The sequence below is a fragment of the Pseudoalteromonas sp. P80D2 genome (assembly GCF_036680945.1).
Classification (GTDB): domain Bacteria; phylum Pseudomonadota; class Gammaproteobacteria; order Enterobacterales; family Alteromonadaceae; genus Pseudoalteromonas; species Pseudoalteromonas shioyasakiensis.
In genome coordinates, this window is the sequence record NZ_JAZDAR010000047.1 from 330,729 (window position 1) to 345,748 (window position 15,020).

General features: G+C 40.5%; 12 protein-coding genes and 4 tRNA genes. 11 read left to right on the forward strand and 5 right to left on the reverse strand.

Annotated features, from left to right (window positions below):
* Positions 1 to 64: 64 nt before the first annotated feature.
* Positions 65 to 664 (reverse strand): Yip1 family protein, encoded by a 600-nt coding sequence (locus VRK28_RS13515; RefSeq protein WP_054553157.1) that lies wholly within the window; start codon positions 662 to 664, stop codon positions 65 to 67.
* Positions 665 to 894: 230 nt separating this feature from the next.
* Between VRK28_RS13515 and miaE the strand changes: the two genes are divergently transcribed.
* From miaE to VRK28_RS13530, 3 genes are all read left to right on the forward strand, one after another.
* Positions 895 to 1,653, forward strand: coding sequence for a tRNA isopentenyl-2-thiomethyl-A-37 hydroxylase MiaE (miaE, locus tag VRK28_RS13520; RefSeq protein WP_058586359.1), 759 nt, complete (start codon positions 895 to 897; stop codon positions 1,651 to 1,653).
* A 224-nt stretch (positions 1,654 to 1,877) separates the two neighbouring features.
* Entirely contained in the window at positions 1,878 to 4,100 is a 2,223-nt protein-coding gene (locus VRK28_RS13525) for a GGDEF/EAL domain-containing response regulator (protein ID WP_062566858.1), read from the forward strand.
* Between the two features lie 5 nt (positions 4,101 to 4,105).
* The gene (locus tag VRK28_RS13530) at positions 4,106 to 6,007 is read left to right on the forward strand and encodes a sensor histidine kinase (protein WP_062566859.1); all 1,902 of its coding nucleotides are present in this window, start codon (positions 4,106 to 4,108) and stop codon (positions 6,005 to 6,007) included.
* On the opposite strand, the gene VRK28_RS13535 is transcribed toward VRK28_RS13530, so the two are convergent.
* The 3 genes from VRK28_RS13535 to VRK28_RS13545 are packed head-to-tail and all read right to left on the reverse strand — an operon-like array spanning position 6,000 to position 8,128.
* Positions 6,000 to 6,797, reverse strand: coding sequence for a transporter substrate-binding domain-containing protein (locus VRK28_RS13535; protein WP_130166699.1), 798 nt, complete (start codon positions 6,795 to 6,797; stop codon positions 6,000 to 6,002). The genes VRK28_RS13530 and VRK28_RS13535 overlap by 8 nt on opposite strands.
* Positions 6,798 to 6,847: 50 nt before the next feature.
* On the reverse strand, positions 6,848 to 7,582 hold the full coding sequence (locus tag VRK28_RS13540; protein WP_062566861.1) for a UDP-2,3-diacylglucosamine diphosphatase: 735 nt from the start codon (positions 7,580 to 7,582) through the stop codon (positions 6,848 to 6,850).
* A gap of 54 nt (positions 7,583 to 7,636) precedes the next feature.
* Entirely contained in the window at positions 7,637 to 8,128 is a 492-nt protein-coding gene (locus VRK28_RS13545; protein ID WP_054562080.1) for a peptidylprolyl isomerase, read from the reverse strand.
* Between the two features lie 178 nt (positions 8,129 to 8,306).
* On the opposite strand from VRK28_RS13545, the gene cysS reads away from it, so the two are divergent.
* Positions 8,307 to 9,686: a cysteine--tRNA ligase gene (cysS, locus tag VRK28_RS13550; protein WP_062566862.1), complete on the forward strand. Its 1,380-nt coding sequence runs from the start codon at positions 8,307 to 8,309 to the stop codon at positions 9,684 to 9,686.
* 136 nt (positions 9,687 to 9,822) lie between these two features.
* Positions 9,823 to 10,701 (forward strand): DMT family transporter, encoded by an 879-nt coding sequence (locus tag VRK28_RS13555; RefSeq protein ID WP_062566863.1) that lies wholly within the window; start codon positions 9,823 to 9,825, stop codon positions 10,699 to 10,701.
* 57 nt (positions 10,702 to 10,758) lie between these two features.
* Here VRK28_RS13555 and folD read toward each other — a convergent pair whose 3' ends face one another.
* Positions 10,759 to 11,613, reverse strand: coding sequence for a bifunctional methylenetetrahydrofolate dehydrogenase/methenyltetrahydrofolate cyclohydrolase FolD (folD, locus tag VRK28_RS13560; protein ID WP_054553151.1), 855 nt, complete (start codon positions 11,611 to 11,613; stop codon positions 10,759 to 10,761).
* A gap of 341 nt (positions 11,614 to 11,954) precedes the next feature.
* On the opposite strand from folD, the gene VRK28_RS13565 reads away from it, so the two are divergent.
* From VRK28_RS13565 to clpP, 6 genes are all read left to right on the forward strand, one after another.
* Positions 11,955 to 12,031 (forward strand) — tRNA-Pro (locus VRK28_RS13565).
* A 50-nt stretch (positions 12,032 to 12,081) separates the two neighbouring features.
* Positions 12,082 to 12,158 (forward strand) — tRNA-Arg (locus tag VRK28_RS13570).
* 23 nt (positions 12,159 to 12,181) lie between these two features.
* Positions 12,182 to 12,257, forward strand: a tRNA-His gene (locus VRK28_RS13575).
* A gap of 16 nt (positions 12,258 to 12,273) precedes the next feature.
* A tRNA-Pro gene (locus VRK28_RS13580) sits at positions 12,274 to 12,350 on the forward strand.
* Positions 12,351 to 12,760: 410 nt separating this feature from the next.
* Positions 12,761 to 14,065 carry a trigger factor gene (gene tig / locus VRK28_RS13585; RefSeq protein ID WP_054553149.1) on the forward strand — a complete coding sequence of 435 codons (1,305 nt, stop codon included), beginning with the start codon at positions 12,761 to 12,763 and terminating at the stop codon, positions 14,063 to 14,065.
* Between the two features lie 273 nt (positions 14,066 to 14,338).
* Positions 14,339 to 14,956 (forward strand): ATP-dependent Clp endopeptidase proteolytic subunit ClpP, encoded by a 618-nt coding sequence (clpP, locus tag VRK28_RS13590; protein WP_054562075.1) that lies wholly within the window; start codon positions 14,339 to 14,341, stop codon positions 14,954 to 14,956.
* Positions 14,957 to 15,020 lie beyond the last annotated feature (64 nt).

The following is a 15,020-nucleotide window of genomic DNA, read 5'->3' on the forward strand; positions in this document are numbered from 1 at the left end:
GTATAAAAAAGGAGCTTCACAGCTCCTTTTTTGTTTATGGAAAGAAAGGAAAATAACAATGAACTTAAGTAAACATAGGGTGGACAATTCCGTTAGTCCATAAAATAGCTGTCGCAGCTAAAATAATTACCAGTAAGATCAGCCCACAAGTGACTACTGAACTGGCATAGATAAAACCTCGCTCTTCAGGAATGTGCATTAAAATTGGCACCCCTGTGTAGAGTAAGTAAACTGAGTAGGCTAGTGCTACAAGGCCTACGCACACCACAAACCACAGCTCAGGTAAAAATGCCGCAAATGAAGACATAAATACTGGCGTTGCTGTGTAAGCTGCAAGCTCTAGGGTTTGTGTAAAGGTGGGTTTTGCACCAAAGGTCACTGCCATCCAATGAGCTAAGTATGCCAGTGCAAAAACGCCCGCAATTAGTGCAAAGTACATCGCAACCGCGATAAGTAATGCACTATCATGGGTTAAATATACAGCCTCACCTGCGCCAATACTCCAGCCCAAATAAACTGATGAATAGTAGCCCATTAATGAAGGAATACAGGCGATTAATAAAATGTGCGATAAGCTATAGCGCAAGCTTTCGTGACGGTTATCAATTGTTTGCCATTCTTCGAGTGGGTGAGCGTATAAGCCCCATAAGTGGTTTAGAATCATAATCATTGCCCCTGTAAAAAAGGAATATGAGCTGTTTTATTTTTGTACAGCTTTGATTAAGTTATGGTTCAGTAATTAAGTCTTGTCAAGAAGCTGAAATAATCGTTATAGCCGATTAAATGTAACTCTTTAGTGCATATAGAAAATTACTTTGCACTGATGTGGGTCATGGAACGTGGGCTAATTTATGTGATAAAATCCAATTAAGATTTTTGATGAGAAGTTATTCAGTGCCTTATTCTGATTTATTAGCGCCCATTCATTCTTTTTTAAAGTGCGAAACGCCTGATGAGTGGATTGCTGCGGCAACCAAAAAAGAAAACTTAGATGTGGTTTTAATCGACCATCTTATCTGTGAATTAAAAGCAGCTCAGTCTGCCATGTTTTTAATTCGTAAGTACGCGGTTGATAAAGAAAGCAGTGATGCGTTGCTTGAGTGGTTAAAACCATTTGAAACACTTATTTATAAGCGAGAAGGGGATTGGCGTGAGCTTGCAGATAAAAACAAGCTGACTAAATCAATGATCCCAAAATCGAACTCACCTTATGGGCAAGACCTTATCGATAAAATGGTGATGCTTATTAAAGAAGAACTACATCACTTTTATCAAGTTCTTGAGATCATGGATGAATACGGCATTGAATATAAAAGCATTACCCCATGTCGTTATGCCAAAGGGATGCTGCGCCACGTAAAAACTTACGAGCCAGATGCCTTGGTAGATAAGTTAATTATCGGTGCTTACATCGAAGCTCGTTCATGTGAGCGCTTTGCTAAATTAGCCCCACATGTTGATAAACGCTTAGGTGATTTTTATATCTCACTACTGCGCTCTGAAGCGCGTCATTACCAAGATTATTTAACTCTTGCGCAAGAAATCAGTGAGTTTGATATTACTGAGCGTGTTGAATTTTTTGGTCAACTTGAAGCTGAGCTTATTTCAACCCCAGATGAAGACTTTAAATTTCACAGCGGTGTGCCTGCATAATATATTAAATCAGAGCGCCTGTTTGGCGCTCTAGTTCATTTATCTTGCCAAATTTAGTGGGTTTTACCCCTATTCAAATTAACTAATTTTCATTACTTTTCTAATACTTATTCATTTATTGTTTTAGTAAATAATTTGTACCTTTTAAAATCTTGCACTACCTTTGACCTAGGTTGCTATTAACATTCGTAAAATAGAATCATAAGTTGTTAAAAGGAGAAGTCATGCGTGATTCTAATGTGCCTTTCGAGTTTAAAGAAGATGCTTCTGAACAATCGTATGCCCAAAAAACATGGAAAGTTTTAACGGTTGAAGATGACTTAAACTACCAACAAGCATTACTAAACAGTTTTAATGCCATATCTCTAGATAACAATGAGTCTCTTGAGGTATTAACGGCAAATTCAGTGTCAGAGGCATCGTCTGTGTTATCGCGTCACAAAGACATCGCTATTGTATTTCTTGATGTGGTAATGGAAGAAGATGATTCAGGCCTACGACTTGTGAATACTATTCGCCACGTATTAGGCAACAATGATATACGCATAGTGCTTTTAACAGGGCAGCCAAGCTTTGCCCCTGAACCGCAAGTAATGCAATCGCTTGATATTGACGAATATTGGAATAAGTCAGATATGACGGTAGATAAGCTTAAATCTATCGTTAGTAGCCATCTTCGTACGTATCAATATATTTCGCAAATCTCAAATGCCAAACAAGGACTGCAGTTAGTACTTGATGCGGCAAGAAGCATTAATAGTAAACACGACATACGTGCATTTTCTCATGCGGTGCTAGATGAAATAGGTAAAATTTTGCATCTATCTAAGGGAGGCGGCGTATTATGCGTTGGCAATGAAAAGCACGTTGATAAACACCCAAAAGTTCTTACTAGTGTCGGTTGTTACAGAGGCCTTGATGGTAAAGAGCTCAGCACAGATGTGCTCAGTGAAGAAGCACAGCAATCGTATATTTTAGCCAGAGATAAAAAAGAGCATGTGTTTTCTGAGCATTACAGTGTTTTTTATTTTGATACCGCTGATGTTGATGTTAGCTATTACATCACGATTGTTAAATCAGATGTTCCCATCGACGAGCATAATGTATTTTTACTAAAGGTATTTAGTGAAAATGTCAGTACAGGCTTTTCGAATATTGCACTGATGAACCGGCTTACTGAGCTTGCTTACACCGATATAACGCTAAACATGCCCAACAGGAACTGGCTCCAGCGCGAAATCGATAATATGAACAAATACGAACAAGCTGAAACTCAGTTAGTGGTGTTTGAGATACTTCAGTTTGACGAAAAGTCTTTTCGGTTTGGTCATGAATTTTGTAAAAAAACACATCTAAAAATGCGCGAGAATATTTTGCAAGCCTTAGCGCCGTATCACCCTCGTATCGCTGTTTTTAAAAGTGATTGTTTAGGTGTTTTAGTGTCAAGCCATGCATTTGAAGATGAAAGCGTTGTTGACTCTTTAAAACGTCAATCTTTTGAAATTGATGGGGTAAAACAGTTTTTAGATGTGCGTATTTTAGTTATGCAGCTAATCGCCTTTGAAGATCATAACGCAGAGCAAATATTCAATTTAGCAGAGTCTACTCTTAATGATGAAAACACACAAAGAGCTGAGCTTCTCTATTATACGTTAGATAATACCAAAGCGATTACACGGCGCTATGAATTGATGCAAGAGCTGCGCACCGCAATACGCAACAAAGAGCTCCAAGTAGCCCTACAACCCAAGGTTAATTTAACCACTAATGAAGTCATTGGTTTTGAAGCACTGGCGCGATGGCAAAGAGGTGATGGAACATTTGTAAGGCCCGATGAGTTTATTGAACTTGCCGAAACCGCAGGACTTATTAGTGAGTTAGATAAGTTGATTTTTGACAAAATAATGCAAACGATTAACCAATTTGCAGAGCAAGGCGTTAGTTTGCCAATCGCGTTTAATGCATCGACGTTTGATTTGTTAGCCGATGATTACTTTGTTGAGGTTGCAGCACGCATTGAGGAATATGGCATTTCACCTTCGTTACTTGAGCTTGAAGTAACAGAGACCCAAGCAATTTTTAACTATGAAAAGATCAATGCATGTTTATGTCGTTTTGCGGGCTTGGGTATAAAAATTAGCATTGATGATTTTGGTACAGGTTATTCATCGCTCGCCCATATTAGTGAAATACCAGCCCAAAATATAAAGATAGATCGCTGTTTTGTAACCAATATCCAAGAGTCAAAATCTAACCAACATATTATTGAAATGATTATGCTTTTAGCAGAAAAATTTGGCTTTGAAGTAACAGCCGAAGGCATTGAAACTGAAGCTGAGTACACTTGGCTTGTAGAAGCTGGCTGTAGTGTTGGACAGGGCTATTATTATGCAAAACCCATGTTTTATGATGATGCATTGCAGTGGCTAAAGGGCAGGTATAATTAACTATTATGGTAGAAGTAACAAGCCAATATAAGTCACTAAAAAAAAGTCTACTTCTTAAATTTATGGTGATGGTTGCTGTTAGCTTATTAATTAGCTTGATGGTTTATGTGATTCAATATCAAATACAAAAAAGTAGTGTCACGCTTTTGCAAGATAACACCTTACTTGCCGCTCACAATACCCTTAGCAGGGAGCTTGGTGATGTACGTAAAGTAGTTAAGTTGCTGGTGGCCGATGACATATTAAAGCAAACTGGTGAAAGCGCATTACTTGAGCATCAAATACAAACCCATTTTGTGAACTTTGGTTTAGCCGCTGAAAATATATCTCAAATACGTTGGCTAGATAGTGAAGGCCAAGAAAGGTATCGGGTTAACTTTAAAGCAGGGCAAGCGGAGCTAGTACCAACACAACAGTTACAAAATAAAAGTAGCCGTTATTATTTTACCGAAGGGATGGATCATAGCGAAGATGAAGTTTATATCACGCCAATAGATTTAAATGTAGAGCGTGGCGCAGTTGTTACACCACATGAACCAACATTAAGAGCATCTTACCGAACCACAAGCGATAGTTACGTGTTAGATGGGCTAGTGGTTGTCAATTTTGACCTGTCGAAAACCTTACAGCAAATAAAGTCACTCAGCAGCTTACAAGCACAAATACAATTAATTAATGGTGAAGGTTATTGGTTGTTACATCCACGCAAAGATAAAGAATGGGGGTTTATGCTGGAGCAACCTATGCTGACACTCGGTAACGAAGATAGCCAATTATGGCAAGTAATCACTCAATTGCCGAAATCTCAGGATCTTATTGCATCGCATAGTCATACAACTAGCTTTTTAAAAATGACCTTAGGTAATAATAGCGTAAATGGTACAAACGATATTATTGTACTGGTAAAGGCAGATGATTCGGTGCAAAACGAGATTATCTTACGATCTTTTATTATCGCTTTAGCTTGCGCTGTCAGCCTGATATCAATTTCTGGCTTATATTTGCAGCGCAGTTATCGAGATCAACGTAAGATTATTAAAGCCAGAGCGCACTTAGAGCACGAGCAGCAGGAGTTGTTAGCAGCCAATACTAAATTACAACGTTACATAAAACAGCAGCATCAACTACAAGGTGAACTCATTGAAGCACAAAGGTTGTCATCACTGGGTTTAATGGTGGCAGGGGTGGCCCACGAAATGAATACGCCACTGGGTGGTGCTGCTATTTCACTATCGAATGCGCAATTAATTAATCAACAACTCAAAGATAAAATAGACCAAGGCTTCACTAAGCAATTTTTAGAATCAAGCGTAGAAAAAGTTGCTGATAATTTAAGGCTCTCTCAAGTAAACTTAGAAAAGGCCATTGATCATGTAAAAAGCTTCAAGGAGATGGCCCATGATCGGTCAAACGATCAGTATGTTAGCTTTAATATTGAAAAAGTCATCGATGATCTACTACTTGGTTTAAAATCCCGCTTTAAAGCTTCAAAAGTAACCATAGAAACTAAAATCGATGTCAAAAAAGACATTATTAGTCGCCCTGGGATTATCTCTCAGGTTATCGAGAGTTTAATCGTTAATGCAATTTCTCACGCCTTTGACGAGCTTGATAACAAACAAATTCAATTGCATGTACATTTAAATCAACAAGGTGACCTTTGTATTAGCGTTTCTGATAATGGTTGTGGGATTGATGACTCTTTGCGTAGTAACTTATTTGACCCCTTTGTAACTACATCTAGAAACCATGGTCATACAGGGTTAGGTTTGTACCTTGTGCATGAATGGGTTACGAGTGTTCTTAACGGAAAAATCCAGCTAGTTGCAAGCAAAAACCTACCTGAAGGAATAGCAACCCAGTTTAAGATAACCTTGCCACGCTTGAAAAAGAACAAAATTAGTTAGCATAGGTTTTTTCATATAGTTGCTTGATGTGGCTAACTTCTTTTTCATTCAGTTCATAGCGCTTCAGTATCTCTAAAAGCTTGCCTGACGCCGTAATTGCTTTAAGACCTAAAGATAAACTTTGCTGAAAAAGCTCAGTCTGAGGGTGATTTTTATCAGTAATCACATGTAAGTGTTGAGTAGCAAGATAGGGGGTAACTATTTCTAATTCTGTTTGCTTTGCTTGCTGTAAGCGCTCGCTATTATCGAGCCAATACAAGGCAACCTCTTTTGTGCCTGCAACTAAATCAACACGACCATGCTTTAATAGCAATAAGCTCTCAATCAAGCTACCTGTGGTCGTCATGCTAAGGTTTGGGTGGTGCTCAAATTGCTCACTAACCACATAGTCTTCACCTTTGCTAATTGTATATGGCTTTAATGAATACAAAGAGCCAGTGTAAGTTATTTTGCTATCAACACGCTTGAATAACACGGTATGTGCGGTAGCTAATGAAGGTGAATATGTAAAATCTCTCGCTCTTTGCTTTGTATAAAAAGCACCTAGCACTGCGACACGTTTATGGCGTTTGGCAAGCTTTAGAGCACGTCCCCAGTGGGTGTATTCAATGGTGGCTTGATGTTTTTGTGTTTTCAGTGCTGCGATGATGACTTCGTGCAGCCAGCCTGGCTTGTTTGGCTTATCAATGAAATAAGGAGGAAACGGCTCTGTGACCAATTGCCAAGTTTGGCAATTGATTGAAAAGCTAATTAGTAAACAACAACATAAAAGGCTTAACCGACTCATCATAGATAATGCATTTTTTGACAATACTGGTTAAAGCATAGTTAAAAAATTGGTTATTTAAAGGGAGTGTGGACTAGTTTTTGCTGCTCTGGAGTAGCTCTTAAGTATGAACCTTGCTCATACCAGTCACCCAGTACAGTGCGGGTTAGTGTTTTTCCATTTTGCTTATAGTGATGCACATTAGGGCGGTGAGTATGACCGTGGATCATATTAGTAACCTGATGCTTTTCAAACATGGCTAAAACTGCATCTTCGGTCACATCTAAAATCTCTAATGCTTTGCCAGCTTGGCTTTGTTTTGATTTTTCGCGGGCGTTGCGGGCAATTTTCTTACGATACCAAAGCGGCATAGCAAGCATTAGTTTTGGCCACCACCAACCACGGCTTTTTTTACGAAACTTTTGATATTCAATATCTTGAGTGCACATTTCATCACCGTGCAAGATAACTGTTGGAGTACCGTATAAATCAATAACAACTTGTTCAGGTAGTAAAGTCATACTTGCGCTTTTTGCATAGTCTTCTCGCATAATGAAATCGCGATTACCATGAATAAAAAACACCTCAGTACCACTTTCACTGACTTGGCTTAAACGTGCGGCAACAGTCTTTGAAAGGTCAGTTTGATAGTCATCACCTACCCATACTTCAAAAAAGTCACCCAAAATATACAGTGCATCAACGTCATCATTAATAATCTTGCTATCAAGAAAATCAAAAAATGCCGCAGTGATGTCTGGGCGGTTTTCTGTTAAATGGAGGTCGGCAATAAAATAACTTTGTTTCATGGTTACTCGCAAAAAAGCGGGCAAAGGCCCGCTTAAAAAGACTAAACGATTAAATTAGCTAACCGTTACTTTTTCGATGATGACATCTTCAAGAGGTACGTCTTGGTGGAAGCCAGCGCTGCCAGTAGCAACACCTTTGATTTTGTTTACCACGTCCATACCTTCAACAACTTCTGCGAACACGCAGTAGCCCCAGCCTTGTGATGTTTCACTGCTGAAGTTTAAGAAGTCATTGTCGTTAACGTTAATGAAGAACTGCGCAGTCGCTGAATGTGGATCCGGCGTACGTGCCATTGCTAATGTGCCCACTTTATTTGCAAGGCCGTTGTTTGCTTCGTTTTCGATTGGGTTGTTTACTTCTTTTTGAACCATACCCGGCTCAAAACCACCGCCTTGTACCATAAAACCATCAATTACACGGTGAAAAATAGTGCCGTTGTAAAAGCCAGCGTTTGCATACTCTAAGAAGTTTTTAACAGTGTTTGGTGCATCGCTTTCGTGCATCTTGATAGTGATGTCACCAAAGTTTGTGTGTAGTACAACCATGAGGTTTCCTATATTCAGGTTTAATAATGGGGCTATTTTATAGTAGTTGCCTTTGATTAACAAAGAGCTTGTTTAAAACGTTTAACAAAGTGCTTATTCAATTGATAAAGCGCTAGAGCAGCGGCTTTGCAAGTGTTACCATAGAGAATCTCGAAACACCGTTAAGGACATTTTATAAATGGTACAAATTTACAACACACTTACGCGACAAAAAGAGCAGTTTAAACCCCTTGTTGATGGCAAAATCGACATGTACGTGTGTGGTATCACCATTTATGATTACTGTCACATCGGTCATGCTCGTACTTTCGTTGGTTTTGACGTGATTGTGCGTTACCTACGCCACATCGGTTACGATTTAAAATACGTTCGTAACATCACAGATGTTGACGACAAAATCATTAAACGTGCTAACGAAAATGGTGAGTCAATTAATGATCTAACGACTCGTATGACCAAAGCCATGCATGAAGATTTCGACAGCTTAAATATGCTGCGTCCGGATGTTGAGCCAACAGTAACAAACCACATGGATGAAATCATCGCTATGGTTGAGCGTTTAATTGCCAAAGGCCATGCGTATGTTGCTGCAGATGGTGATGTATTATTTGATGTATCAACCTTTGAGCAATACGGTGCTTTATCGCAACAAGACCTAACCATGCTACAGGCTGGTTCACGTGTTGAAGTTGCACAAGATAAGCAAGATCCACTTGATTTCGTGCTTTGGAAAAAAGCCAAGCCAGAAGAGCCGTCATGGTCTTCACCATGGGGTGAGGGTCGCCCTGGTTGGCATATTGAATGTTCGGCAATGAGCTCTAAGCACTTAGGTGAGCACTTTGATATTCACGGTGGTGGTTCAGATTTACAGTTCCCGCACCATGAAAACGAAATTGCTCAGTCATGCTGTGCAAATAACGGCAAGTACGTTAATACGTGGATCCACACAGGTATGGTTCAGGTTAATAAAGAGAAGATGTCTAAGTCTTTAAACAACTTCTTTACCGTACGTGACGTATTAAAAGAGTACGATGCTGAATCAGTTCGTTACTTCTTAATTTCAGGTCATTACCGTAGCCAGCTTAACTATTCGCAAGAAAACCTTGAGCAAGCACGTTCGTCACTTGAACGTATTTACACTGCATTGCGTGGCGTAACGCCAATCGAGTGCGATTTAGCTAGCAATGAATATGTGGCTAAATTCAGAAAAGCGATGGATGATGACTTTAACACCCCTGAAGCACTACCAGTATTATTTGAATTAGCAAAAGAGCTAAACCGTGTTAAAGATAGCGATACAGAGCAAGCAGGTAAGCTAGCTTATGTACTACGCAGTGTTGCAGAGGTACTAGGCGTTGCACAACAAGACCCAGAAACCTTTTTACAAGGTGGCCAAGCTGACGACGAAGTAGCACATATCGAAGCGTTAATAGCAAAACGTAACGAAGCCCGCGCAAGTAAAGATTGGGCGGCAGCTGATGAAGCGCGCGATGCATTGAATGCGCTAGGTGTGGTACTTGAAGATTCAGCTGGTAAAACAACATGGCGTAAAGCCTAACTATTCATCGAATCATGACTCATTAAAAAAGGTTGCCAACGAGGCAACCTTTTTTGTTATTAATCAATATAGCTATTGACCTCAACTGTACTTGAGCTTTTACCTTGCCATCTCTTCGTATTAACAAGGACAGACATTGAATATTTTACTTGCCATGATCCCCGCCTTTTTATGGGGCACCACCTATGCAGTGACCAAATATGCCACACCTGATTGGCCGCCACTTTTATTAGGCGCATTGCGTGCATTACCTGCAGGGTTATTACTTTTATTGCTTAAACCTAGTTTGCCAACCCGTTCGCAGTGGCCAAGTTTGTTAACGCTAGGTGCTGTGAATATCGCGCTGTTTTTTGCCTTTATTTTTATCATGGCGGTAAACCTTCCTGCAGCTATAGCAGGGGTAGGGATGGTGTCTGTGCCGGTTGTGGCTTTACTATATGCTTGGCTTACTAAAGGGCAGCGCCCCGCAAAAATTCAAGCATTCTGTGCTATGGCGCTGGTGGTGTTGGCGTGGTTGTTGTTCGACCCAGCACACGTGGCATTAAATGTATTGGGAGTGGCTGCTTTATTTGGGGCCTTACTGACTATTGTGATTGGTAGCACCTTGGTACAGAGTTTGTCGGTGCATATTCATTGGTGGGTTGTGCTTACCTGGCAGTTAATCATTGGCGGCACTATTTTATTATTGGCTGCGTTTATTGATGGCAGTTTACTTCACCCAGAGCAATACCAAGTGATATTTAAGCCTATCTCAGCACTGCAATATTCTGCGCTATTTTGGTTAATCGTGCCTAATACCGCTATCGCCTATATTCTGTATGTTTGGTTATTAGGACGCATGACTGTGGCTGAGTTTTCATTCGGCACTATTGCTAACCCAATCGCGGGAATCGTATGCGCTGTTTTACTGATAAACGAACAATATCAAGACTGGCAATACCTATTAATGTTTTTGATGATTGTGTTTTCAGTGCTCCCCCAGATGCTAAAGCTTAGGCTGTTCAAACTACATTGATTTTAAAACCAAAAAAAGGCTGCCAATTGGCAGCCTTTTGCAATAATTTAGCTCTTCTTAGCTGTGGTACTTTTCACACGCTTCAAGGGTGTTTTCGATTAAGCTTGCCACAGTCATTGGGCCAACACCACCTGGTACTGGTGTAATGAAATGTGCTTTTTGTTCAGCGATATCGTATTCAACATCACCAACAAGCTTGCCAGATTCAAGGCGGTTAATGCCTACATCAATTACGATAGCACCTTCTTTAACCCAATCACCCGGAATGAACTCAGGTTTACCAACCGCAACAACTAATAAATCAGCGCGGCGAACATGCGTTTCTAAATCTTGAGTAAACTTATGGCACACCGTTGTTGTACAGCCTGCAAGTAAAAGCTCAAGTGACATAGGGCGACCAACAATGTTTGACGCACCAACAACAACTGCGTGCATACCTTTGTAGCGAACACCGGTAGAGTCGAGTAGGGTGATAATACCCTTCGGCGTACAAGGACGAAGTGCCGGCATACGCTGAGCTAAACGACCAATATTATAAGGGTGGAAACCATCAACATCTTTATGTGGTGTGATGCGTTCAAGAATTTTTTCAGCATCAAGACCCTGAGGTAAAGGTAACTGTACTAGAATACCGTCTACTTCTTTGTCTTCGTTTAGTTGATCTATTAATGCAAGTAAATCTTGCTCAGTTGTGTCGCCAGGTAAATCGTAAGACTTAGATACAAAGCCGACTTCTTCACATGCTTTACGTTTAGAACCAACATACACTTGGCTAGCTGGATCTTGACCAACTAACACAACTGCTAGTCCTGGAGCGCGTAATCCATTCGCTACACGCTCTGCAACTCGCTCTGCTACATTGCTGCGTACTTGTTTAGCTATTGCCTTACCATCGATGATGTTTGCCGTCATGGGTGACCTTTAATTGGGGTTAGTTAACTTGATACTGATACATCTAAATATGATTATCCAATAAAGGGGGCGTGGATACACAAATCATGTTTGTTTGATCATATTTATTTATGTTGCGTATTTTCGCAGAAAAGCATCATAGCGCCAAGATGCAATCTTATATAAAGCGCTACTTTATAAAAAAGAGTTCAAATTTTAGCTTATATTTGCAATATTTAACCATTATGAACTAAAAGTGACCGATTGAATTATTTTCTTAAAAAAATGTTTGACCTGACTCGGTCAAATCACTATTATGCACCCCGTTGTTAACGAGGTCACTCGCAAACAACGGTAAGCATCGGCGATTAGCGCAGTTTGGTAGCGCACTTGGTTTGGGTCCAAGGGGTCGCAGGTTCAAATCCTGCATCGCCGACCACTTCTTCTTTAAGAAGCGGCGCTTACAGGCAAACTTATGAAGTTTTCGATGCGCCCGTAGCTCAGCTGGATAGAGCAACGCCCTTCTAAGGCGTTGGTCGAAGGTTCGAATCCTTCCGGGTGCGCCATTTGAAAATATGTAAATGCCGTGGTGATTGTAGCTCAGTTGGTAGAGCCCCGGATTGTGATTCCGGTTGTCGTGGGTTCGAGCCCCATCAGTCACCCCAATTTACTCTAAGATATCGGCGATTAGCGCAGTTTGGTAGCGCACTTGGTTTGGGTCCAAGGGGTCGCAGGTTCAAATCCTGCATCGCCGACCACTTTTAAAGATTTATGGTCAAAGAACGATTGGTTTGGGTATATCCAATTCAGTCGAAGGTTCAAATCCTGCATCGCCGACCACTTCTCAATTTCTAAATACATCCTTTAATTCAGCTTAATTCTACTTTGTTATTTTGTTGCGTTCGTTTTTTACGCATTTAAACGCTGATTGCTGCTATATACGCCAAATAATTGCCCCCCAGACTCGACTATAATAAATATTAGGTTATAATGCCGCGTCTATTGTTTAACATAGTGCCCATAGAGGCAAAGCAGCAATGGTATCTCATGGTTACAATGCGCCGTTTTAAGTTGAAATATTCAGCGTTAAAACTTGCTATCACTCATGGAGATCACCTTGTTTGTAAGGAAGGCGAACAGTCGCCAAAATTGAAGATTGAGGTAAATCATGCAAGTTTCTGTTGAGACGACTCAAGGCCTTGAGCGCCGTCTGACCATCACCGTTCCTGCAGAGAACGTTGAGACTGAAGTAAAAAAACGCTTACAACAACTGTCTAAAACCCAGCGTATCGATGGTTTCCGTCCTGGTAAAGTACCAGCGTCTATCATCAACAAGCGTTACGGTGCTGCAGTACGTCAAGAAGTTGCAGGCGAATTAATGCAACGCAACTACATCGAAGCAATCGTTTCTGAAAAAATTAACCCAGCTGGTTCACCTACTTTCGCTCCTAAAGCGTTAGAAGCTGGTAAAGATTTAGAGTTCGATGCAACTTTCGAAGTTTACCCAGAAGTTGAAATCCAAGGTTTAGATAAAATCGCTGTTGAAAAGCCAGCTGTATCTGTAACTGACGAAGACCTAGCTAACATGCTAGAAACTCTACGTAAGCAACACGCTTCTTGGGCTGAAGTTGACGCAGCTGCAGGCGAGAACGACCGTGTAACTATCGACTTCGTTGGTTCTATCGAAGGCGAAGAGTTCGAAGGCGGTAAAGCTGAAGACTTCCCACTAGAACTTGGTCAAGGTCGTATGATCCCAGGTTTCGAAGACAACATCGTTGGCAAAAAAGCGGGCGAAGAAGTTGTTGCTGAAGTAACTTTCCCTGAAGAGTACCACGCTGAAAACCTTAAAGGTAAAGCAGCTACTTTCGCAATCACTGTTAAGAAAGTTGAAACTCAAGAGCTTCCAGAGCTTAACGACGAGTTCGCAACTAAATTCGGTGTAGCTGAAGGCGGTGTTGACGCTCTTAAAGAAGAAGTTAAAAAGAACATGACACGTGAGCTTGACCAAGCAGTTAAAGCTAACGTTAAAGATCAAGCTATCAAAGGTCTTTTAGCTAACAACGAAATCGAAGTGCCAAAAGCGCTAGTAGATCAAGAAATTGATGCACTACGTCAGCAAGCTGCACAACGTTTCGGTGGCGACGCTAAAAACATGCCTGAGCTTCCAGCTGAATTATTCCACGAGCAAGCTGTAACTCGCGTTAAGACTGGCCTATTACTAGGTGAAGTAATTAAAGCGAACGAGCTTAAAGTTGACGACGCTAAAGTTGAAGAGTTAATCGCAACTGTAGCTTCTGCATACGAAGATCCAACTGAAGTAGTAGAGTACTACAAAGCAAACGATCAGCTTATGCAGCAAATGCGCAACGTAGCGATGGAAGAGCAAGCAGTTGAAGCTATCCTAGCTAAAGCAAACGTGACTGACGTTGAAAAAGCATTCGACGACATCATGAATCCACAGCAAGGTGCTTAATAAGTCATTGACTTAAGCTCTCGCTAGCGATTAAATGGCTCGTGTTACCCTGTATTTATACAGCGTACTCGGGCCATTTTAGTTTGTGGTATCAGTTTCAAAAAAACCAACAATACTGATGTTATTTCAGAACTTTTTTCGGCGAGGATTGAATTTGTTCTGATAAGTTCCTATATAGTTATAAAGATTGAATAGACAGCTTAATTTACATTAGTATAAATGTGCTTTCCTTATAGTAAGGATGAGTCGCAGCGGATAAGGAATTAAATAAGAATGAATAGCGGTATGATAGACCCTCTAAACGCACTAGTCCCTATGGTTGTTGAACAAACAGCTAAAGGTGAGCGCTCATATGATATTTACTCACGTCTTTTAAAAGAGCGCATTATTTTCTTAACTGGCCAAGTAGAAGATAACATGGCTAATTTGATTCTTGCGCAAATGCTGTTTTTAGAATCAGAAAACCCAGAAAAAGATATTTATCTTTACATTAATTCGCCAGGCGGTTCTGTGACTGCGGGTATGGCAATTTACGATACAATGAATTTTATCAAGCCTGATGTAAGCACTATTTGTGTTGGCCAAGCGGCAAGCATGGGTGCATTCTTGCTATCAGGTGGCGCTAAAGGTAAGCGTTTTTGTTTACCTAACTCACGTGTAATGATCCACCAACCATTAGGTGGCTTCCAAGGTCAGGCATCTGACTTTGAGATCCATGCCCGTGAAATTTTATCAATTAAAGATAAGTTAAACCGTTTAATGGCTGAACATACTGGCCAGCCACTCGATGTGGTTTCTCGTGATACAGACCGTGATAACTTTATGACTGCTAGCGAAGCAGTTGAATACGGCCTAGTTGACTCAGTATTTTCAAGCCGCGATTCGAAGTAATCTGAATAGCTAATAATAACGTATTGTTAGCTATCACCCTTTACTATGCGAAAACTGATATTCT